We start from the raw sequence: 21,180 nt of genomic DNA, 5'->3' as shown, positions 1-21,180 counted from the left end.
TTTTCCTTTATTATGTATTTTATCTTTAGTATAGTATTCTTTGGAGATTTGTATAGCCCATTTAGGAGGTTATTTAATTGAAAAAAATTTATCGTTTTTTTGTACAGCCACAAATTGGTGCCCAGACGAAGTCTATTATCGGATACGAACTCTTGCTTAAACAGCTCACAGAAAATGGTTGGCGTATTCCAGAATCATTTGCTGCCATTGACTCCAATGTGATTGCTGACTTACTAGTCCGAACAACAAAGGCCTTATCAACAAAAGCACTACGATTATCAATCAACATTAACCGTGATCAATTAATGACCACCTCAATTTCTGATGCAATTGTCCAAAGTCAAAAACAACTCTACCCCACTAAACTTGTGGTGGAACTCACAGAAGATGTTGATTCCGAAAACTATTCTCACGAAGAAATCATGTCACATTTAAAAATTTTCTGGGACAACAATATTCCAATTTCATTGGATGATGTCGGTTCAGGAATTAATCAATTTAGCGATATTCAACAATTATTACCTTTCGCATCTGAATTAAAATTTGCTTTACAAAACTTTCATAAAAGACTAATCGAACCAGAAATGCAGAATAAAGTACATTTCTGGCGTGCAATGAGTACTGAATATCATATAAGAATGGTTTTGGAAGGAATCGAAAATCAATCTGATAATCAACTCAGTGATAAAATGGGCATCAATTTTAAACAAGGTTACTATTTTGGAAAACCTCGACTAATGCAACTACCTGATGATCACTACAATCAAACAGCTTAAATAAATTAGTACCTTAAGGTTGAAAGTTTCAAAATGTACTTTAAGTCTTGGCACTCTAGTTTTTATTGACGAAAAAATAATCAAGCCTACAATGTGATACTCCAATTTATTCAAAACAACGAATAAACTAGCCGGAAGGAACCAAAAAATTAGGTTGCTGTGAAGGTGGCGTTAGGGATTTATCCCTTACACCACGGGACGAATTTTGAACTTCGCGTACTTTGCGAAGTTCAAAATCGAGCTTGGAGACCGCTCTATGGCTCCAAGCGGTCCCCATAGCGACATAATTTTTTGGTTCCTGCAGGCGGACTACTACCATGTCCTTTAGTTAGCATAAAAAAGTCACCGGCTTATTATTTAGGATTCTTTCTCAAGTTTGGTTATAGAATCGAATAAAAAAAAGACTAGATATTTTTCTTGGTATAAATCCAGAAAATATCTAGCCTTTTGACTATGTTCAATCTTAAATAAGATAGCACCTGTTTGTTGAGTGAGTTAGTTACATCATATTAAAAATAACAAATATATTAGTCTCAGGGTGCAAGAAATGTTGGCAGCAGTGAAGGTGGCGTTAGGGATTTATCCCTTACACCACGGGACGAGTTTTGAAATTCGCGCACTTTGCGAAGTTCAAAATCGAGACCTGAGACCTTGGCTCAGGTCGGTCCCCACAGCGCCAACATTTCTTGCACTCTGAGACGGCAAATAACCAAGTTTAAGAAAGAACCTTATTATTTAGCTCGGTGGCTTTTAACTGCCTTCAATTTAACAAAACTGAAAATAAACAAACTTAGAATTAGAGCTATGGTAACTACTACCATCAAATATCTGGGAAAATATAAATCAATTGGTAACTGTCTAATAAAAATCATCCATGCATGCATATTATCACCTCTAATTGCCATTATTATGCCCGAGAAAAATCTAAACATCAAAAAAACCGTCCAGACAAAATGGACGGTTTTTCCTATGTTACGGAGTCAACATAACATTTGCATGTACTTTTTTATTATTTGATAAACATATTAAATATTTATCATGTAATCATTATCAGGTTTACTCAATAAAATGTAAATAATTAATCAGTTTTATAACTAAACTGTTAGTTTCATGTGACATAATTGTAAGATTCGTTGTTTTAAGCAGCGTCTACAAAATCCCATTCCAAACGAGCCTGATATTTTCCCGGTTTAGCAAATGAATTGCCCAAGTGCAGTTTCAAGCCGTGCCCTTTGTCCCATTGAATCGAATGCAACTCCTCACCATCTTTTGTTTGAGAAATTACTACTTCTTGCCCGAATGGTATCATTTGCGGGTCAGGGTTAAAGAAAGCTAAGTGTGCATCTAATATATCGCCGTTTTCATTAGTAAATTTATTCAATTGTTTAACTGATACCTTAATTTGATGCTTGTTGCTTCGAGCATCTTGAATAGAAACGACAAAATTGGGTGCATTAGTATCATCAGTTCGATTTTTAAAAGTATTTCGCTCATCCCCAAATATCGGTTCAAAATTAATTGCTTTCACTTCCGACAAAATTTGACCTCTATTTGAGACATAATTCAAATTCAATTTTGGCAAGTCCGAATTCACAAATTGCTCACCAGTATCAGCATACTTACCCATTAACTCTGAACTAAAAACATGCGTTTCCTCAGGTTTCAAATTAGTTTCTTTTACAATAACTGTTACGGTCTGCTTTGAACCAGCACTCATGGATCCAAGATACATCGCCAACTGAAGATTTGGACCAACTTTTGATTTTTCAAATTGGCTTTTATCTATTTCCTTGTCATCTACCATTATAGAAGTAATTTCAGCATCACTTCTAAAGTTGGTAATTAGCTGTAAATTTCTAATATCAACTGACCCATTATTTTGAACGGTAAAATCAAATTTGAGCTCATTTCCATCAGTAATATTATTCAAAACTGATGCAGCAGATTCATTAGTATTTAAATTTTTAATATTCGTTGTCATGGTGACGTTTCGGTTGGCGGGCGGATTAACTTTTAACGTCGCATATCTGGTTTGAAAAACAACTATATAACCATTGGCATTTTTCTTCTTCATAATGAAAGCATACTGATCCCCATTATTTTCAGCGGTCAACGGTTTGATTGTCAAAGCAAAAGGATTGTCTTTATTACCTGAAAGCTCAATTGCCTTGTCAGATCCACTCTTTTTAAAAAGCCATTTAGTTTCAATCTCATTATTATTATCAAGCTTGAGATTATCTGCCTTAAATTCAAAGGTCTGGGCCTTGCCTAAAACACCGGCTTTATCTTCCACAGCCCTTCCAATTTCAATATCTACAGAATCAGAAAGAATTGTTCCATCATCATTAATAATATACCCCGTAACTCGAACAGTTCCTTGAACGTTATCTTTAGCAGTCAACAATCCTTTTGAATTGATCATAGCTAAATTATTTTCATACACCGGTACCGTTTTTTTGCCAGCAAATTTCCCCAGAGTCCACAAAACTTTACTCGTACTGTTCTCAGGATTGATTGTTGCACTGATATTAGTTGAACGGGCAAAGGCTTTAATATCACCTAAACTATATAAATATTTATTAGCTGCTTTAATCTTTAGTTCAGTCGCTTTCACGTCATCATGTTTTATATGAACGTTTGCTATCTTAGAATAATAAGTATACTTAGAATCATAGGTTACACTCGCCTGATAAAGTCTCTCATGATCAGGCATGTTCTTATCGACATTAATTGACAAATCCTCAGAATCATTTTTAATTTCATGCCAACCCTGATCATCAATATTTTCATACCAACGATATTTTACTGACTCATGATTTCCCCAGTTCATTACCGTCCGTCCTGAATGCGTATGAATAAAAATATCATTGCCACTTTTGACAAAATAATCCGGCTTAGGTTGAACATTGAATCCACTACGACTCCAAACCATTGACTCATAAACGCCATCCTCTGATGGTATAAATGGGGCTTGAATTACTGTTTCTTTGGTTGTATTTACCTGTGCTTTAACTCCTCCCGCATGACTAACGTCTGAATTAAAATCAAATAATAGAAACAGCATCATGACAATTATTGAAAGCAACATATACAATTTTTTATTATTTCCCCAATGATGTTTAATGAACGTACCCCTTTCAAAAAAATATCTAAATATCCCCCAATTGCTTAATTTTACCTAAAAAAACTTTTCCTAGAAAGAGAATGAGACAAATTTCTTTTTTATGAAAACCTATTAAATCAATAGTTTATAATGGTTATTAAAGAGTTAATTTTTGAATCGTAATATTTGGCTGTTACTATGAACTAAGGAGCTTTTCAATTTAATCAAAGGAAGTGGACTATGAATACAACATCACAAATGATTTTCAACATAACAAGCATTACCATTGCAATTACGCTCATTGTCGGAGTGATTTTAGGTGCCATCACTCTCTTTCGAATTGCTCATGCCTTGAAACTACGCAATCAAATGTTACAGCAAGCTACTAAGCCATATCTTCTCTGTCAACGTAATCGTCAACAACTGACTATCAAAAATTTAGGTGGTGTTCCAGTCACTATCGACAAAATTGCATCCAGTTTTGATCTATCAAACTTGGAGCAACAAATAATTTATCCAAATCAAAGTTTCTTTTTCAATTTGACTGAAACTGATAAACTATCTCTAACTATTGACTACCACGATGATATCAACGATTACCAAGCAAAATTCACTGTTTGAGGCTAACAATTTTAATCGTTAAATACCGCGATATTAATGGATTCATAAAACCAATCTTACAGACCTTACAAAACCGTTAGGACAAAAGGCTATTCACCTGTGCTATCATTCCAATTAAGTTATGGAGGAATGATAATGAGTAAAAAAATTGGGGTTGGATTATTAACCATTATTATTTTGTTAATACCACTGGCCGGCTATCAATTCTGGTATGTTCCAAATTACGGTGGGGATGATTACTACACCTACGTTGGGAAATCATATAAAGAAATAATTGAAAAAGACGACGCTGGCAATGACCATCGCGAATATTATTATAACCAAGCTGGTTATGATCAAAATGGCAATAAAAAGTTACTTGAGTTCAACAGTGCTCTCGGACGTCCTATTAAGTCAGATAACTACTTAAAAGTTACTTATAATGATAAAAGACAACAAGTAATTTCTTGGGAGAAAGTTGAAAAGTCTTCCGTCCCTCGAAAATCACTTGATCAGATTTTAAAATAGGGGGCCGCCTCCAGGAGACAGAAAATTAGATTGCTGTGGGGACCGCTTGGAGCCAAAGAGCGGTCTCCAAGCTCGATTTTGAACTTCGCAAAGTACGCGAATTTCAAAATTCGTCCCGTGGCGTAAGCGCTGAAGCGCTAACGCCACCTTCACTGCCATCTAATTTTCTGTCTCCTTCCGGCTAGTTTATTCGTTGTTTTGAATACATTGTCAATAAGTCAGAGTATTAGTATCGTTTTGACTGCTCTTGTGTCAGTGACGAACAGAGTGCAAAGCTTAAAATATAATCACTAAGAATAGTAAAAAAATAACCTAGACATCCAAAAAATTGGAAATCTAGGTTATTTTATTATTTAAAATATTCTTTGGCAAAATCAAGTACATTAACTTTGTATTTATCGCCAGCGACCTTCATTGCTTCTCCATGACCTGCACCTTTAACAATCCATAATTTCTTAGGACCTTTAGCGTAATCATAATTCAAATAAGCATTCTTTGTCGGAACAAAGGTATCTTTGGAACCATGAATTACATAAAGTGGCACCTTGCTTTTCTTCAAAGTGTTTTGGGTGCTAGCCTGATAAAAGTTATATCCCGCTAGTACATCTGCGAAAAGGCTTGCTGTTGGCACGATAGGAAAACTAGGTAATCCAAACATTTCTTTTAACTGGTAATCCAATTCACCTGAAATAGTGGAATAACCACAGTCCTCGACTGCAAACTTAACGTTCTTAGGTTTCTCACCTAAGGTATACATTACAGTGGCAGCGCCCATGCTGACACCATATAAACCAATCTGTGACTTAGCACCGATCTTTTTATTGATTATTTTTATCCAATTATTTAAATCTTTCCGGTCTTTCCATCCATAACCAGCATACTTCCCTTGGCTCATACCAAAGGAACGATTATCTGGTACTAAAACATTATATCCAGCTTCATGGAACATCTTTACGGATGATCCCATATACTTACTTGCACTGCCATAACCATGGACGACAACCATTGTCTTGTCAGTCTTTTCAGTTGCAGGTAAATAACGAGCTTTCAATTTCAAATTATCTTTTGAAGTCTGCTCCCAAATATCCTGTTTTTGCTTGAGTAACCATCGATCATTCTTTTTTAAAGGACCACTTGTTTTACTAGCATAGCCACTCTTACTAAAGGCATAATTGAACATATAACCAGCAGCGGCAATATCTGCCACCAGTGCTACCCCGATTGTTACTATAAGAATTACTTTAAGATACTTCTTTAATCGCATAACTATAACTTACCTTACTTAGATTATTTAATTGCTTAATAATTTTAAGCTAAATGGTAAATTATTGCCAACTATTAATTTAAGCTTGTTCTTGTGACAACTTTTCATCACGGGCACGATTTTCACTAGCATCTTTGTGGAACCAGTGAATATGTGAATCAAAGAATGCAATCATATCGTTCATGAAATACATAATGTATGTTAAGAACATAACCGGACTAGCATCGCCTTGTGTAGCTGTGATACCCCAAAGAACGATTGACATGATACCTTGAGCTGTCCAGAAATAATATTGTTCACGAAAACGCAATGTACATAGTAATGCACCTGTGAAACCAATAGCAGCAGCAACGGAATCAGTAATAGGACGAGGACTGATGAAAATACGTGTATCCATCAAATATAGTAATCCCCATGAAACAAAGAAGAAGACGGCTGTATTAAACCACTTCATAGCAGTTAGACCATGGATATGCTTTTCGGCATCTTTAGCCCATTGTGGACTGATCAAAACAGGAATATCCAAAAGAACGATATAACTAAGTTGTAAAACAACATCTGAGAAGTTTTTAGCGTTGATAGCAACAAAGATATAGATAAGTGCGGAAACTAATCCTAAGACACCATTCAATGGCTTAGCGTTAGTGATAGCAATAGTACATGTGAAACCTAACACAGCAGCTAACCATGTCCAAATTGCGATTGGTGTAATAGCGTGTGAAACAGTTGACGCAGTGATGGCTCCTAGGCCAAACATTAATAGCATGTAACTTCTGAAACTCCAATGTTTCATTTGTTCAACATACCATCTTGGATCGAAAATACTCATATGTTTCTTCTCCTCTGGATTGAAAACAGAATGTATGATTTTGGCATTTATATTCTGCATCAATCAAATTTTATTTATCCCTCAAACTGTATTTATAAAAATATCAATTTAACCGACAGCTAAAATCATACCACCAATTGCCATCGAATTGTTAGTTATGATTTCAGATGTAATGACACCATATCGTTGTAAAGCGCTTACTGTACCCAGCACATTAACAATTTATCATTTGATACAATATATAGTTTTATTCAAAATCGTAACACTATATATTGTTATAACGACGACATACTTTCCAACCTATATCGCTATGTTAAATATGGTCTAGACAGAAAAATGTTGTATTATTTGAAAATGAATATAATCAAAAAGGCTAGATATTTTTTCTGGATGTATACCAAGAAAATATCTAGCCTTCTTTACACGAGATATATTTATTGACTAAATCTTACCAACTAAATCTGCACCTGGTTTCAAAGTCTTATCCCCTGGATGCCAGTTAGCTGGACAAACTTTATCACCATGTGCTTCAACAAATTGGGCCGCCTGTAATGTTCTCAAAATTTCTTGAGCATTACGACCAATTCCCATCGCATTGACCGTGTATGACTTAATTAAACCTTTTGGATCAATAATGAAAACGCCACGGTAGGCTTGCCCACTTTCTTCATCTAATACGTTGAAGAAATCAGTTAATTGATGCTTCTGGTCAGAAAGCATTGGATATTCAATCTTACCAATCGTCTTAGTTGTTTCTGCCCAAGACATATGAGCAAATTGGCTATCAACTGAAACAGAGTAAATTTCCGCACCAGCTTTTTGGAAATCAGCATATGCATCTTGCAAATCACTTAATTCAGTTGGACAAACGAATGAAAAATCAGCTGGGTAAAAGAAGATTATCGACCACTTGCCTAGCAAATCAGACTTGGTAAATTGCTTCAATTCACCTTTTTGATACGCGTCAACTTGAAAATCTGGAATTTCTTTATTAATATAATTCATTTATTAGGCCTCCCTAAAATATGTCTTAATTATAAAGCAAATTTTGATGAAATGCTAATACATAGAAAATTATTTCTGAAATTAGAGTTAAATCAGACTGTTTCCAAAACCATTCAATTAATTTGGACTTGTACATTTACTAAAGTCTAGCTTTCGAACCCTAATATAATTGGAAACGTAATAATTTAACTAAAATTAAACCCCATAACTTATCTATATATATTATTATAACAGCTTATTTGCCCTTTTCACTCTGGTCATTGTCGAGAAATTAATCCATCGTAAAAATGGAAGAACTTCTTCAAAACAACCGAAGGAGACAGATTATTTCACTTCCAAACTTTAGATATAAAATAATTTGTGTCACAATATACTCGTGGTGCTAGTTGATTTTTGGATTACGTAATTGAAATAATTTTTAAAGTCAAAAGATTAAGGATATGCTCTATATCCTATAATTTTAGTCATTGATGGGAAAATAATACTTAAAGTTATTTTAAGAACAAACAATGAACTAGCCGGAAAGAGCAAGAAATTTTGGTCGCTGTGAAGGTGGCGTTGGCGCTTTAGCGCCTACACCACGGGACGAGTTTTGAAATTCGCGTTCTTTGCGAAGTTCAAAATCGAGATTGGAGACCGCACTGTGGCTCCAATCGGTCCCCACAGTGACCCAAAATTTCTTGCTCTTGTAGATGGCATATTTACTAACACCACGCGTACAATATATGTATTCATTCAAAAAAGGATTGATTATATGACTCATAAAGAACAATTAGCTGCTATCAAGGCCTTTTCCTTTAAGAAGATGAGTAATGATGCGACTGGCCATAATTTTGACCATATTCAGCGCGTTATCAAAACTGCTCAGCGTATTTTAAAGGACGAACCGGCTGATGCAACTATTACTCTGGCTGCTGCCTATTTGCACGACGTGGCTGATGATAAATTAGTCTCTGACCCCGCTACTCTGGAACAAGAAATACGGGATTTTTTGCAAAATATTGATTTTACTGAAGAACAAATAAATGAAATTCTTTATATTACACATAATTTATCTTTTAGTAAATCACTTTCGGCCAATCCTCCAAAATTATCATTGGCTGGTCAAATCGTCCAGGATGCTGACCGTCTGGACGCGATTGGTGCCATTGGCATTACTCGGGCGATTTATTATGGTGGTGCTAATTCTGAGACGATTTACGATCCAAACATTCAACCACGTAAGAGTATGAATAAGGCCGAATATCGTAATTTAGATAATGAAACAATTATCAATCACTTTTACGAGAAATTATTAAAATTAACTGCTATGATGAATACCCCAACCGCTAAAAAGATTGCCGAACAACGTCATCAATATATGTTGGACTTTCTTGACGAGTTCAAAGCCGAATGGGATGCAAAAAAATAATTATTGAGGAGAGATCATTTTGGTATCATATGAGGAACAAGATAAACAATATTATGAACATATCATCAGAAATTTAAAGGATCGTGGCGTTGAGCTATCTGATATCGCTGAAATCGTCATTTTCTTGGAAAAAGATTACGTTGAAGGTTTAAATGAAGACGTCTCAATTTATGCTATCAACAAAGTTTTGCATAAACGAGAAGCACAGAACGCTATCATGACCGGAATCGAATTGGACGTGCTGGCTGAAAAGGGTCTCCTATCAGCACCTATGCAACGTATTATGCAAACTGATGAATCAACTTACGGTATTGATGAAAACATGGCTATCACTTTAGCTAGTCTTTATGGCTCAGTTTCCGTTACCAACTATGGTTATGTCGATAAATTAAAACATGGCATTCTTGGCAAGTTAAATGACAAGTCTACTGGTAAAATCAATGTCTTCTTGGATGATTTGGTTGGTGCAATTGCCGCCGCTGCTTGTGGTTGGTTAGCTCACAACGAAATTGAAGTTGACAAGATGTTAAATAATCAACAAAAGAGTCTGGAATAAACGGATTTGACATAATTATTTCTTTTCAAGTTTGGTTATATAGGCAAATATCAAAAAGGACTAGATATTTATCGAGTATTTATACCCAGATAAATATATCTAATCCTTTTTTGATATTAAACGATAAAAAAATTAAATTATCTAATAAACTAGCCTCTGGGTACAAGAAATCTTGGCAGCAGTGCAAGTGGCGTTGGCGCTTTAACGCATACACCACGGGACGACTTTTGAAATTCGCGTATTTTGCGAAGTTCAAAATCGAGACGAAAGGCCTTGGCTTTCGGCGGTCCCCACAGCGCCAACATTTCTTGCACCTAGAGGCGGCAGCCAACCATATTACACCTTTAGACAACAATCAAAATATTAATATTAGTATGTTCTGAGACATAACGTGTAACCGAACCAACGAAAACTCTTGTAAAGGCACTTGTACCAGTCTTACCCATTACAATTAAATCAATATCTTGCTCCTTAGGGAAATTGACCAATTGTTCACGAGGTTCACCATTTAATAACTTAGTAGTAGCTGTTAACCCAGCCTCTTGGACAATACCTTGGGCTTTTTTCAAATCATTACTGGAAGCATTTTCCATATCATCAATTAATCCTGGAGCGTATGAAACACCAACATTCATTGGTAAGTTAGCCGTATTAACGACTGATACCAAATAGAGTTCTGAGTCAAATTGTTTCGCCAAATCAATTGCAGCATTCAACGCATTATAAGCACTTTTACTACCATCAATAGCTACTAATATTTTTTTATACATAACAGTTTCCTCCTATTTGTATCCTTTACTTAAATTTTACCAAGTTGCGGAAAAATATGTTAATAATTGCACATATAAATAATAAACTTTTGATATACTGGATGGTGAATAGTAAATAATTTTTTTAGGGGATTAGTTATTATGCAAACAAAACAAAGACTGGAGCTCATCAAACAAGAATGTCAAATTAGAAATGACTTAAATAAAATTCAATTTACCCATTATTTCACTAACGAATTCATGGAGAAAAATACGCAATTTTTTTGTATTGAAGAATTCTTTGAATCTGTGGGTGTAACGAGTCAAAATGCTTTGGAACGACTGCCAATTGAATCGTGGGAAAATCACGTCCAACGATCGACTACTTTTTCATCATGGCAAGAAATGCTCGATTCGGCTGGACAAGAGTATGCCCTTAATAATTTTTATTAATATATTTCTGAAATTATATAAATAATACACGTGGTGCTAGTTAAATATGCCACCTCAAGAGCAAGAAAATTAGGTTGCTATGGGGACCGACAAAAGCCAAGGTCTTTTGTCTCGATTTTGAATCTCGCACAAATCGCGAGTTTCAAAATTCGTCCCGTGGCGTTAGCACTTTAGTGCTAACGCCACCTGCACAGCGACCTAATTTCTTGCTCTTTCCGGCTAATCCATTGTTTGTTTTTAAATCAATTAAATCCACAAGTAAAGAATGTAACTGTAAATAAAACAGGTAATCCAAAATCGGATTACCTGTTTTATTTACTTTAACATCCAAAATTACATCTTGAGATATCCAACGTGTGCCATCTGTGGCACTTGGTCCCAAGGTACTGGATAGCCTGCTCCGTGAGCACAAAAAACGGAATCAGGTGTATTTTCCAAGTCTGATACTGGGTCATAATCACTTGCAGCAATCACCTCATCGGCGTTATGACAAGGCCGATAGCCATCAACCACACATTCTAATTGTCCCTGTCCATGGGTATAAGAATTTACCATTTGCGCATAGCCTTGCATTTCAGAGACTGGCGCAACTCCTGTTATCGTCGTTAATGCCAATTCAGTTTGATTGGGCATAATATTGGGGGCATCAAAACTACCATTCATCTTCTGAATGTCATTCATAGCTCGTCCAACTTGATCTTGCGTAACTTCCAATCGAAAACGATACCATGGTTCCAACAGCTGACAATCATTAGCTTGTTTTGACATCATCAAACCTTGTCTTACAGCTCGCCATGTAGCTTCACGAAAATCTCCGCCCACAGAATGAACATTGCTGGCTCGTCCGTTAATCAAAGTCAATTTCATATCAGTTATTGGTGAACCAGTCAAAACGCCAAGATGTTCTTTGGATTGCAAATTAGTCAATACTTGATGTTGCCAATTGCTTGGTAAAACATCCAAGCTACAGTCGGAATCAAAGACTAAACCACTGCCAACTGGCAATGGCTCCATTATTAAATGAACTTCTGAATAGTGACGTAAAGGTTCAAAATGACCGACACCTTCAACTGGTTTAGTAATTGTTTCCTTATATAAAATGCTCCCCTCGCCAAAACTAACATCTAAATTAAAGCGTTTTAACAATAACTGTTGTAAAATTTCCAGTTGCACTTCACCCATAATCTGAATACGAATTTCTTGTAAATGATTAGACCACGAAACATGCAATTGCGGGTCTTCATCTTCTAATTCACGTAAAGCTGTTAAACAATTGTGTATATCATTATCTTTAGGATCTAAAGCATAGTTCAAAACAGGCTGAATAGTCGGCTTCAAACCTTCTTTGGCTATACCTAAACCTTGACCTGGATAAGTATCAACTAATCCCGTCACAGCGCAAACACCACCAGCACCAACTTCTGGCACCGTAGTATACTTAGCCCCATCGTAAATACGTAATTGATTAGCCTTTTGATCTTTTACTAAAACAGTCTTGTTTGGTAAAATTCCGCCAGTTACGCGAATCCAAGTTAATCGTTCTCCCTTTTCGTCGTGAGAAATTTTGAAAACTTTGGCCGCAAAATCTGATGGATAATTTGTCTCAGTCGTCCATTGCTCTAACCCATTCAAAAAGTCATCGACACCGGTAACTTTTAATGCTGATCCAAAATAACATGGGAAAACCTGACGCTGCTTGATTAATTTCTTAATTTCATCAGGTTCAACCGTACCACTGTCAAGGAATTGCTCGAGTAAACCATCATCTTGCATGGCAATCTCTTCAAAAGAAGCTTCAGGAATACCTTCATCATCTTGACCATTAAAAGCAATACAGCCTTCTGACAATTGTGTTTGTAATTGCCTTAAAACTCGTTTCTGATCTACACCAATTGCATCTATTTTATTAACAAAAATAAACGTCGGCACTTGATAATATTCAAGTAAATGCCAGAGTGTTCTCGTATATCCTTGAATGCCATCTGTCGCCGAGATAACCAAGATGGCATAATCTAAAACACTCATTACTTGTTCTGTCTGTGAAGCAAAATCAACGTGTCCCGGAGTATCCAACAATGTCAATTCTAAATCATTATATTTGAGGTTAGCTTGATGGGAGAAAATTGTAATACCACGTTTCTTTTCCAATTCATCGGGATCTAAAAAAGCGTCGCCTTTATCAACTCGACCTAATTTACGTAAGGCTCCAGCACGATATAACATAGCTTCAGATAAAGTCGTCTTTCCTGCATCAACATGAGCTACAATTCCCGTGACAATTTGTTTCATAACTTTCTCCCCTCTGGAAATAAATTCACGCTAATTAGTTTACCACATCCTTCACAATTTCATATTAAAAGACAATTAGCTCTGATATAATTAATCTTATAAAACATTTGTATCGGGGGAATTAATAATGAAAAAAGGATTACTATCAAGTATTATCGCAACAAGCCTGTTACTAGTTGGTTCAATTTTCCCAACAATTACTCAGGCTGATACAACGACGACTTCGGCCATAAATATGACTGAAACAGGTACTGTCACAACTAATCAGATGGCTTTTCTAGCTGGACTCCACGGCAACCTCTTTACTCGTGTTACAAACCGTGGCTTAGCACCTAATACAGCTTGGTATTATAACCAAACTGTTATTGGGGCTGATGGTTTCAAATACTATCGTGTTGCTACTAATGAATGGGTAGCCTCAAATTACCTTGGCAAAATTAATGAAAAGACGCCAACAGTAACAACTCCACCTGCAAAAACACCTAATATTGATACAAATTCAACTTATGGCAAAATCATCGGTAACACTGATTCAAAAATTTATCACGTTCCAGGCCAACGAAACTATAATATTAACTCTAAAAATGCCGTTTTCTTCAATACTGAACAAGACGCCCTTAACGCTGGTTATCGTAAATCATTAAGATAAATAAAAAAAACGTGGAACAAAACATGCTCAGCTTTCGAACATTAAGGCAAATGACCCCAGTAATCCGAATTTTGGATTGCTGGGGTCATTTGTTTTAAGCGGAAAAGGCTATGTTTTGTTCCACGTTTATGCTACATTTTTGAGGAAAAATAGTTATTTCACAACCCCTGTTTTATTGAAAATTAGCGATTAAATGAATCACCCACAAATGTAGCGGATAAAAAGCATAAAATAAATATTTCAATTGTGAACTATACTGACCAACTTTACCATTATAAAAATGTAACAACGGAATGATCAGAATAAAAAACATATCACTGGCGTTCATAGCAATGCTGTCAAAAATCATGAGTGGCGTTGGATTTGGAATAGATAATGCCATTGGCAATTCAATCGCAGCCATTAAAATAGCCAATCCCAAGTACCATAAATTTCGTTTTTTTACATCATTATGGGTCAATTGAGTGATAAGCATCACTGGTAGAATAATAAAGCTACCTTCTAGAATTGGCAGAGAGCCTAAAACTAATATTATTATAGAAAGAATTTTTAAGTTTCGATTCTTTTTTCCATTTGATTGTTGATTATCCCATAACCAAATCATTGCTGCACCAAGGGCTAAAGTTAGAAAAATGTTATCGCCGATAATGGACATGGCAAATTGTTTTCGTAAAACAAATAGATTCATTAGGAAGTTACCAACCGCCATGAATAACCCCCAGCCACAGAGACGAATTAAATAATCTTTTCGACTATGTGTATAATGTAATCCCTCAACGACTAAATAAGCAAAACCGACCGCTACCACTCTAGTTATAATATGAAAGAAATCAGCTAAATATGGTGAGATAAAAAATGTTATATGATCTAAAACCATTAGCAACATTAAAACAATTTTAAAAATATCCCGATTCATCGCCTTTGATGAAATGTTAGGTGTGAATTGTCGCATATATATAATTCTCCTTTACTTGTTATTTCCATTATTATGAAATTAATTAGCAAAGTAAATATACCTAACATAACTGTTAGTGCTATATTACAAGTTAGTAAGACTTAAATTAACACAAACAATTATTCAAATAGGATTTAACAAAATGAAAAAATTTTATAAATTTCTCCACTCAAATAGTTATTACATTGTTATAGCTTTGGCCGGATTAGCGTCACTTGTAATCCTAGTCTTAAATTACATCCCTGGTTTTGATGTCTCAAAATCGCCTTATATTGAAATTGATATTGCAACATTACTGATTTTTTCCTTCGACTATTTTGGACGGTTGTATTTAGCAAAAAATAAAGGTGCTTTTTTTCGCCACAACATTGTAGATTTATTGGCTATCTTACCTTTTAATACCATTTTTAATGTTTTTAGAATCTTCCGTGTTATAAATGTCATTCGATTTGCCAAAATTTTTACCCTGGTTCGCTTTATTGGTACTGCTGGGAAGATGCAGAAAAATGCTAAAAAATTCCTAAAAATCAATGGTTTCATTTATCTGCTAATAATTTGCGGTATTGTTCTCGTCACGGCTGCTATCACGTACTCCTTAGCCGAAGGCGTTTCTTTAAGCAATTCCTTCTGGTGGGCTATTGTCACTGCCTCCACAGTCGGTTATGGCGACGTTGCACCGAAAACACTCGTTGGTCGACTATCAGCAATTTCCTTGATGATTGTGGGAATTGGCTTTATCGGTACATTAACTAGCACGATCACTAACTATGTCACAACTGAAAAAACAGTCAAAAGTGACGATAAGCTTGACCGAATTTTGTTGAAATTAGACAAAATCGAAAAAGAGAATCGTAAGTTGCGTAAAGATATCATTGAATTGAAAGCAAAAGAATTATCTAGGGAAAAACCAAATGATAAATAAATTTTTACATTGAATAACGTTTTCATTGTTAATTTTTAATTATTTTACTACATTTTTATTTCATTTGTAATATAATAAATTTGTTAGAAGAAACCCAAAATATGCAATAATACAACTAAAATTCTCATTTAGTACAATTCTTCTATAGAATTACCCTTCTAACAATTGCCACTACTTTTATAGTAGTGGTTTTTTTATTTATATTTATTATTTAAATGACAATCATATGATAAATTTTGTCGATAGTTTATTCGATTATATAAATATCATGTCATATCAAACTAGAATGGATTATTAACCCACTTGTCCGCTATACTGAACTCAAATATTTAGGAGTTTGCCAATGAAGAAAAATGCCATTCGAATTTTTGTACTTTTAGGATTGATATTAACTACTTATCAAACAATTATTAATCCAACTATAATTGCTGCTGAATCCTCTAACAAAGGCGAAGTCCGCATTTCCAAAGCGGAAAACAAATTACGGAAAGCCAATCAACTCTTAAGCCAAAAGTTTTATACAAAACAACAGTCTTCCCACAATTCACGGGATTGGTCCAAATTTGTTAAAAATTTACGTTTGCTTAAAAATAACCAGATTGAAATCTATGTTAATAATAATTTTTCAAAACTAAAAGAATCTCAAAAACAGGACTTACTTAACCGAGCCCAATTATTTGTCATTCGCACTACTGACCAATTTAAAGACTTTGATCAATCTGCTTATCTTGACGGATTGTCTGCTGTTATTTTTTGTGATGGTGAATATTTAGGACGATCAAAATACTTGGATAATAAAGATTATGTTTGGTATAAATAATAAAATTCAAAATATTAAATGCCTTTTACAGCAAAAAAGCACCGTTCTAAACAATGATAACCATTGCAAAGAACAGTGCTTTTTTAGATTCACTAAACATTTTTATTTACTAATACCCAATCATTTAAATATTCGACTGTAGTATTTCAATCTGATTTGATCATTAACAACTACTTTTGATAAAGAAACATTATCGGGAATAGCCAAGACTCTTCTAAAGGGTGCATTCTCCAATAATAGCGCACTCAATCCAATCGAAATCGAGTTTCCATGCGAGACGAAAACAATATCCTGATAATCAGATTTAGTGTAGTATTTTATAGCTTCAACCATCCTATTTGCAACCGACTGAATTGATTCACCCTTCTGTGGGACCATTTGTGGGTCGTTTTGGTAATAACGTGCTACTGCTTCCGGAAAATCATTTTTTACATCTTCCAGCGAACGACCTTCCCATGTACCAAAATCAATTTCACGGATTCTATTATCTAAAATCATATGCTGACTATTAAGCTGCAATCCTTTAAACGTTTCTTTAGTTCTGATTAAAGGACTACATACTAATAGATAATTTGCAGGTAAGCTAGCTTGAATACCTGCCCTAGCATTTGCTAATTGCTGATATCCAACTTCATCTAACTCTGAATCCGTTTGTCCACCTTGAAACAATTGCTGTCCATTTAAAGCTGTATGTGCGTGCCTTATGAAATATAAATTTGTCATTAGAATTATTAATCCAATCTCTATATTTATCACTATATTAATAGTATCACACTATTAATATGGTCTAGGCCACATATGGACGTTTATCATTACTCTCTTAATAATCAAATATATCTGTTTTTGTTATACTGAAATGGGCTATAAAATGTTTCATTATATTTAGGGGGAAATAAAATGAAAAAAATAATTACTTCAACCTTATTAATTGCCACTGCTTTATCACTAGTAGCATGCTCAAATAATAAGAATGGCAGTTCTAAATCTGAAAAGGAAAATAAAACGACTTTAGTTTCTAAAAATAAATCAGCATCAAAGAAAAAGAAAGTTTCAAAAAAGAAAACACCACAGAAAAACACTAATAAGTCACGTGATAATGTAAATAATAAGAATCAAGATTCCAATCAACAAACCACTTCGAATCAACAAAACCAAGGCTCCTCAAATCAATCTCAACAGGCCACCGAATCCACCACAAATAATCAACAATCGCAAGAACAACAAGGTCAGACCAATAACTCCAGCCAACAACAATCCAGTGGAATTTCCTATGACGAGAATACCTTGACCGGATTTGTAAATAAATATGGTGAATCACCTGCTGCTTATAAAGTTGAACATGATGGAATGAGCACATTACAGGCTTTGCAAAGTACACCTGATTCAATGAAAACTTTTGGTGAAATGCAAACACAAACAGGTATGGAAAAAGGTTATTTAAACCCGGATGGTAGTGCGAAAAACCAATACGGATATTAAAAAAATAGTTTGGAACAACACTACTACTGCTTTTAAAAATGCAGCTTAACCACGGAACAAAGCATATTTTTCCGTTTAAATTAAATGGCTCCAGCAATCCAAAATCGGATTACTGGAGCCATTATTTTGATACTAGAAATTGAACATGCGTTATCCCACTCTAGTGGTTTAATAGGCTCTACACTTTCTGGTATTGATGAATAAAATCAATACCAGTTTTTTTGTATCTTTTTTGGGCAAAACAAAAGAACATCACTGTTCTCGTGTTAGGATTTAAGCGACCAAACCAATTCCAAAGGAGAAACAATAATGTTCCAAGACAATTCTATACTTTGTGCTTTAAACATTAAAGATAATAATATTAAAAACGTTTCAGTTTGTGATTCTAAAATTAACAATAAAGGTGTAATTAAGCACATTAAAGTGGTTAAAGCTGAACTGTCATACAGTCTAACTCGCTGCCCTCAATGTGGTAAAAATACACTAGTTAAGAACGGAAAGAGGATCACTAACCAACGTTTAGCTAGTTTCAACGGTATGGAGTATCACTTAATACTTAAAAAACAGAGATTCCTTTGTAAAAACTGTGGGAGCACTTGCGGTGCCCACAGTGATTTACTTGTTAAGAATCACACCATGACAAAACAAATAAAGAATAGAATATTTGATATGTCACGTGAATCGTTCACCCTTTCATCTATGGCCAAATTACTAGGTATCTCAGCTAGCACAGTAAGTAGAATTCTTTACGGCAATACAAAGTTGCCGGAGAGATCACCATATCTCCCTGAAAATCTTTGTTTTGACGAGTTCCGTTCTGTAAAAAAAGTATTTACATTCATTTCGATTGACGCAAAAACTCACCACCTCATTGATTTAGTTCATGACAGATTATCTAAGACACTTATTGAACATTTCATCAATAAATACAGCCTTAAGCGTTAAAACTGTTTCAATCGACCTAAACGCCAATTATCAATTGATTATTCATAAAATATTTCCTAATGCCCAGATAATCGTTGATAGATTTCATATCGTTCAACTATGTAGTAGAGCCTTAGATCAAGTACGTATTCAGACTCTGAAAGAGATCGATGATAAAAAATCTCGTTCATATAAGGCATTAAAAAAGGATTGGCGCTTGTTCTACCTGCCAGAGGCAGATGTGGACGCCACTCATGTTAAGTACATAGTTGGATTAAATGAATACTCTACTATACAAAACGTGATAGATCTTGGTACAGATCAATCACAAGTATTTAAACAAACATATGAGACATACCAACAAATAGAATCAGCTATTAAAAATTACAATAGTAAATCACTAAGAGATTCTCTTCTTGGATACAAGAGAAATAATACTGCTATGGATAAATCAATAAACACTCTACGAAAGAACATAAAATATGTAGGTAACAGTTGTACAATGCCTTATTCCAATGGTCCCCTAGAGGGAACCATTGGTAAGATAAAGAAATTAAAACGTAACTGTTATGGCTTCAGAAATCTTGACCATCTTCTCAAAAGAGCAACGCTTATCTGTGCATAAAAAAAGCACCTCACTTAAGAGATGCTTTTAAGCTCAAAATCATTCATCAATACGATTTGACAAAGAGCCATAAAATAAAAAGACCGTTATCCAATTATTATAGATAACGGCCGGTTTCGACATGAGGATGACCGACCAAACAGGCGGCTTACGTATCAGATTTTATTGCTAAAATCATTTCGCATCTACTCGTGAATTACGATAACCTTGTACGAATATCATACAAAAAATGGTACAAGTTGTCAATAAGTATAAACGTCGTTTTTAAAAAAGGACAATCCATTATGTCTATACGGAAAATACATATTATCATTATTATTAATATCTTTTAATAATCGACAATTACCATCACTACTTCCTAATCCTTTTGATTCCGCGAGACAAGATCTATGTACAAGATTAGCAAATATATCTGCTACTTGTAATACATCTTTTTCTTTAGAATCCGCATAGGAACATTGTGAAACATCACCTATTATATTATTTTTTAGACAAACCTCTATTTTTAAATAATCCTTTAAACTATTTAAGCTTGGAACCGTACAATTTCTTTCATCCAGTGTCATTTTTAAATTGTATTTGTCATTATACTCTTTTGGTAAAAATCTTTTCAAAAAATTACCGATAATAAAATTAAAACACAGTTCAACATTATCATGAAATCTATCGTTTAAATGAAAGTTATCAATAATTATATAATGAAATTTAATATCTGTTTTTTCCAACAATTGTCGAATTATGAATTTTTTCATTTGTACCGACATACAGGAGCCCTTTATTTCCCTCGAATAATCCATCTTCAAAGATGGATGTTTTTCAATAAAGTTCTTTTTTGATTTTCTAAATACTCTCCTTACTGTATATGGTTCTTCAGTCTCAATCATAGAAATAACAAAATATCTATATTTAGGTTTTATGCTTCTTGTTATACTTCCCGACTCGTCTACAAATATCATAGCTGTTCTCTTTTTCTTAATAATCGCCTAACTTGCTTTATAATATATCATACTCATTAATGATGTTTGACACAATCCCTAAATACGAGTCCAAACTTGACCGTATATAAATTGTTAAAATTAATTTGCGATAAATTTATCAATCTAATAAATATTAGTAATCTGTAACAATCCATCACTTATTTTATATTTCTATTACACCTCATGATTAAATTAAAATTCACTTATAAATTAATATTTAGTAAATCCCGAACTCTGTTGGTATTTCGTTGGTATAACGGTATTTA

At 34.5% G+C, this 21,180-nt stretch carries 22 protein-coding genes and 1 pseudogene; 12 read left to right on the top strand and 11 right to left on the bottom strand.

Features of this window, described 5'->3' with window-relative positions:
- Nucleotides 1–77 precede the first annotated feature (77 nt).
- On the top strand, nt 78–776 hold the full coding sequence (locus D1B17_RS05835; protein ID WP_120142601.1) for an EAL domain-containing protein: 699 nt from the start codon (nt 78–80) through the stop codon (nt 774–776).
- A 731-nt stretch (nt 777–1,507) separates the two neighbouring features.
- On the opposite strand, the gene D1B17_RS12585 is transcribed toward D1B17_RS05835, so the two are convergent.
- Nucleotides 1,508–1,681, bottom strand: coding sequence for a hypothetical protein (locus D1B17_RS12585; RefSeq protein ID WP_166806629.1), 174 nt, complete (start codon nt 1,679–1,681; stop codon nt 1,508–1,510).
- Between the two features lie 233 nt (nt 1,682–1,914).
- Nucleotides 1,915–3,864, bottom strand: coding sequence for a hypothetical protein (locus tag D1B17_RS05830; RefSeq protein ID WP_120142602.1), 1,950 nt, complete (start codon nt 3,862–3,864; stop codon nt 1,915–1,917).
- 255 nt (nt 3,865–4,119) lie between these two features.
- Here D1B17_RS05830 and D1B17_RS05825 point away from each other — a divergent pair, with 255 nt between their 5' ends.
- A complete protein-coding gene (locus D1B17_RS05825; RefSeq protein ID WP_120142603.1) occupies nt 4,120–4,500 on the top strand; it encodes a hypothetical protein in 381 nt (126 codons plus the stop codon).
- A 135-nt stretch (nt 4,501–4,635) separates the two neighbouring features.
- Nucleotides 4,636–5,007, top strand: a complete 372-nt coding sequence (locus tag D1B17_RS05820) for a YxeA family protein (protein WP_166806628.1) — start codon at nt 4,636–4,638, stop codon at nt 5,005–5,007.
- 349 nt (nt 5,008–5,356) lie between these two features.
- On the opposite strand, the gene D1B17_RS05815 is transcribed toward D1B17_RS05820, so the two are convergent.
- The 3 genes from D1B17_RS05815 to D1B17_RS05805 form a co-directional block, all read right to left on the bottom strand.
- Nucleotides 5,357–6,271 (bottom strand): alpha/beta hydrolase, encoded by a 915-nt coding sequence (locus D1B17_RS05815; protein WP_120142605.1) that lies wholly within the window; start codon nt 6,269–6,271, stop codon nt 5,357–5,359.
- Nucleotides 6,272–6,350: 79 nt separating this feature from the next.
- The gene (pnuC, locus tag D1B17_RS05810) at nt 6,351–7,100 is read right to left on the bottom strand and encodes a nicotinamide riboside transporter PnuC (RefSeq protein WP_120142606.1); all 750 of its coding nucleotides are present in this window, start codon (nt 7,098–7,100) and stop codon (nt 6,351–6,353) included.
- Between the two features lie 441 nt (nt 7,101–7,541).
- Nucleotides 7,542–8,105: a peroxiredoxin gene (locus D1B17_RS05805; protein WP_120142607.1), complete on the bottom strand. Its 564-nt coding sequence runs from the start codon at nt 8,103–8,105 to the stop codon at nt 7,542–7,544.
- A gap of 754 nt (nt 8,106–8,859) precedes the next feature.
- Here D1B17_RS05805 and D1B17_RS05800 point away from each other — a divergent pair.
- Together D1B17_RS05800 and D1B17_RS05795 are read left to right on the top strand one after the other, a co-directional pair.
- Nucleotides 8,860–9,516 carry an HD domain-containing protein gene (locus tag D1B17_RS05800; protein ID WP_120142609.1) on the top strand — a complete coding sequence of 219 codons (657 nt, stop codon included), beginning with the start codon at nt 8,860–8,862 and terminating at the stop codon, nt 9,514–9,516.
- A 19-nt stretch (nt 9,517–9,535) separates the two neighbouring features.
- Nucleotides 9,536–10,072 carry a phosphatidylglycerophosphatase A family protein gene (locus D1B17_RS05795; protein WP_120142610.1) on the top strand — a complete coding sequence of 179 codons (537 nt, stop codon included), beginning with the start codon at nt 9,536–9,538 and terminating at the stop codon, nt 10,070–10,072.
- 344 nt (nt 10,073–10,416) lie between these two features.
- Here the strand turns inward: D1B17_RS05795 and D1B17_RS05790 are convergent, their stop codons facing one another.
- Entirely contained in the window at nt 10,417–10,842 is a 426-nt protein-coding gene (locus tag D1B17_RS05790; protein ID WP_120142611.1) for a universal stress protein, read from the bottom strand.
- A gap of 141 nt (nt 10,843–10,983) precedes the next feature.
- On the opposite strand from D1B17_RS05790, the gene D1B17_RS05785 reads away from it, so the two are divergent.
- Entirely contained in the window at nt 10,984–11,274 is a 291-nt protein-coding gene (locus tag D1B17_RS05785) for a hypothetical protein (RefSeq protein ID WP_120142612.1), read from the top strand.
- Nucleotides 11,275–11,416: 142 nt separating this feature from the next.
- Here D1B17_RS05785 and D1B17_RS05780 read toward each other — a convergent pair whose 3' ends face one another.
- Complete coding sequence (locus D1B17_RS05780; protein ID WP_120142613.1) at nt 11,417–11,605, bottom strand: hypothetical protein; 189 nt, start codon at nt 11,603–11,605, stop codon at nt 11,417–11,419.
- A 2-nt stretch (nt 11,606–11,607) separates the two neighbouring features.
- Nucleotides 11,608–13,563 carry an elongation factor G gene (locus tag D1B17_RS05775; protein WP_120142614.1) on the bottom strand — a complete coding sequence of 652 codons (1,956 nt, stop codon included), beginning with the start codon at nt 13,561–13,563 and terminating at the stop codon, nt 11,608–11,610.
- Nucleotides 13,564–14,071: 508 nt separating this feature from the next.
- Here D1B17_RS05775 and D1B17_RS13040 point away from each other — a divergent pair.
- Nucleotides 14,072–14,212, top strand: a pseudogene (locus D1B17_RS13040) (sunset domain-containing protein); the annotation flags it as partial.
- A gap of 172 nt (nt 14,213–14,384) precedes the next feature.
- On the opposite strand, the gene D1B17_RS05765 reads toward D1B17_RS13040, so the two are convergent.
- On the bottom strand, nt 14,385–15,164 hold the full coding sequence (locus D1B17_RS05765; protein WP_120142616.1) for a TraX family protein: 780 nt from the start codon (nt 15,162–15,164) through the stop codon (nt 14,385–14,387).
- Nucleotides 15,165–15,309: 145 nt separating this feature from the next.
- Here D1B17_RS05765 and D1B17_RS05760 point away from each other — a divergent pair, with 145 nt between their 5' ends.
- Nucleotides 15,310–16,089: a potassium channel family protein gene (locus tag D1B17_RS05760; RefSeq protein ID WP_120142617.1), complete on the top strand. Its 780-nt coding sequence runs from the start codon at nt 15,310–15,312 to the stop codon at nt 16,087–16,089.
- 343 nt (nt 16,090–16,432) lie between these two features.
- Nucleotides 16,433–16,909, top strand: a complete 477-nt coding sequence (locus tag D1B17_RS05755; RefSeq protein WP_120142618.1) for a hypothetical protein — start codon at nt 16,433–16,435, stop codon at nt 16,907–16,909.
- Between the two features lie 120 nt (nt 16,910–17,029).
- On the opposite strand, the gene D1B17_RS05750 is transcribed toward D1B17_RS05755, so the two are convergent.
- Nucleotides 17,030–17,578, bottom strand: a complete 549-nt coding sequence (locus D1B17_RS05750) for a histidine phosphatase family protein (RefSeq protein ID WP_240704461.1) — start codon at nt 17,576–17,578, stop codon at nt 17,030–17,032.
- 228 nt (nt 17,579–17,806) lie between these two features.
- Here D1B17_RS05750 and D1B17_RS05745 point away from each other — a divergent pair, with 228 nt between their 5' ends.
- From D1B17_RS05745 to D1B17_RS05735, 3 genes are all read left to right on the top strand, one after another.
- Nucleotides 17,807–18,388, top strand: a complete 582-nt coding sequence (locus tag D1B17_RS05745) for a hypothetical protein (protein ID WP_120142620.1) — start codon at nt 17,807–17,809, stop codon at nt 18,386–18,388.
- A gap of 309 nt (nt 18,389–18,697) precedes the next feature.
- Nucleotides 18,698–19,333 carry a transposase family protein gene (locus D1B17_RS05740; RefSeq protein WP_120142621.1) on the top strand — a complete coding sequence of 212 codons (636 nt, stop codon included), beginning with the start codon at nt 18,698–18,700 and terminating at the stop codon, nt 19,331–19,333.
- A complete protein-coding gene (locus D1B17_RS05735) occupies nt 19,272–19,937 on the top strand; it encodes a transposase (protein ID WP_120142622.1) in 666 nt (221 codons plus the stop codon). Before D1B17_RS05740 ends, D1B17_RS05735 begins: the two co-directional genes overlap by 62 nt.
- Before the next feature lie 242 nt (nt 19,938–20,179).
- Here the strand turns inward: D1B17_RS05735 and D1B17_RS05730 are convergent, their stop codons facing one another.
- On the bottom strand, nt 20,180–20,893 hold the full coding sequence (locus D1B17_RS05730; RefSeq protein ID WP_120142623.1) for a DUF3800 domain-containing protein: 714 nt from the start codon (nt 20,891–20,893) through the stop codon (nt 20,180–20,182).
- Nucleotides 20,894–21,180: the final 287 nt, after the last annotated feature.

This window comes from Companilactobacillus zhachilii (assembly GCF_003606365.2).
In the GTDB taxonomy this organism is placed as follows: domain Bacteria; phylum Bacillota; class Bacilli; order Lactobacillales; family Lactobacillaceae; genus Companilactobacillus; species Companilactobacillus zhachilii.
The sequence above is the reverse complement of the archived record's forward strand: the minus strand, read 5'-3'. Positions and strand labels throughout refer to the sequence as shown.

What these genes read in the sequence shown, in the direction of transcription:
- D1B17_RS05805 (WP_120142607.1), bottom strand. Translation starts at nt 8,105, where the DNA reads ATGAATTATATTAATAAAGAAATTCCAGATTTTCAAGTTGACGCGTAT.
- D1B17_RS05775 (WP_120142614.1), bottom strand. Translation starts at nt 13,563, where the DNA reads ATGAAACAAATTGTCACGGGAATTGTAGCTCATGTTGATGCAGGAAAG.
- D1B17_RS05730 (WP_120142623.1), bottom strand. Translation starts at nt 20,893, where the DNA reads ATGATATTTGTAGACGAGTCGGGAAGTATAACAAGAAGCATAAAACCT.
- D1B17_RS05785 (WP_120142612.1), top strand. Translation starts at nt 10,984, where the DNA reads ATGCAAACAAAACAAAGACTGGAGCTCATCAAACAAGAATGTCAAATT.
- D1B17_RS05760 (WP_120142617.1), top strand. Translation starts at nt 15,310, where the DNA reads ATGAAAAAATTTTATAAATTTCTCCACTCAAATAGTTATTACATTGTT.
- D1B17_RS05830 (WP_120142602.1), bottom strand. Translation starts at nt 3,864, where the DNA reads ATGTTGCTTTCAATAATTGTCATGATGCTGTTTCTATTATTTGATTTT.
- D1B17_RS05790 (WP_120142611.1), bottom strand. Translation starts at nt 10,842, where the DNA reads ATGTATAAAAAAATATTAGTAGCTATTGATGGTAGTAAAAGTGCTTAT.
- D1B17_RS05815 (WP_120142605.1), bottom strand. Translation starts at nt 6,271, where the DNA reads ATGCGATTAAAGAAGTATCTTAAAGTAATTCTTATAGTAACAATCGGG.
- D1B17_RS05825 (WP_120142603.1), top strand. Translation starts at nt 4,120, where the DNA reads ATGAATACAACATCACAAATGATTTTCAACATAACAAGCATTACCATT.
- pnuC (WP_120142606.1), bottom strand. Translation starts at nt 7,100, where the DNA reads ATGAGTATTTTCGATCCAAGATGGTATGTTGAACAAATGAAACATTGG.
- D1B17_RS05765 (WP_120142616.1), bottom strand. Translation starts at nt 15,164, where the DNA reads ATGCGACAATTCACACCTAACATTTCATCAAAGGCGATGAATCGGGAT.
- D1B17_RS12585 (WP_166806629.1), bottom strand. Translation starts at nt 1,681, where the DNA reads ATGGCAATTAGAGGTGATAATATGCATGCATGGATGATTTTTATTAGA.
- D1B17_RS05745 (WP_120142620.1), top strand. Translation starts at nt 17,807, where the DNA reads ATGAAAAAAATAATTACTTCAACCTTATTAATTGCCACTGCTTTATCA.
- D1B17_RS05820 (WP_166806628.1), top strand. Translation starts at nt 4,636, where the DNA reads ATGAGTAAAAAAATTGGGGTTGGATTATTAACCATTATTATTTTGTTA.
- D1B17_RS05800 (WP_120142609.1), top strand. Translation starts at nt 8,860, where the DNA reads ATGACTCATAAAGAACAATTAGCTGCTATCAAGGCCTTTTCCTTTAAG.
- D1B17_RS05735 (WP_120142622.1), top strand. Translation starts at nt 19,272, where the DNA reads ATGACAGATTATCTAAGACACTTATTGAACATTTCATCAATAAATACA.
- D1B17_RS05755 (WP_120142618.1), top strand. Translation starts at nt 16,433, where the DNA reads ATGAAGAAAAATGCCATTCGAATTTTTGTACTTTTAGGATTGATATTA.
- D1B17_RS05740 (WP_120142621.1), top strand. Translation starts at nt 18,698, where the DNA reads ATGTTCCAAGACAATTCTATACTTTGTGCTTTAAACATTAAAGATAAT.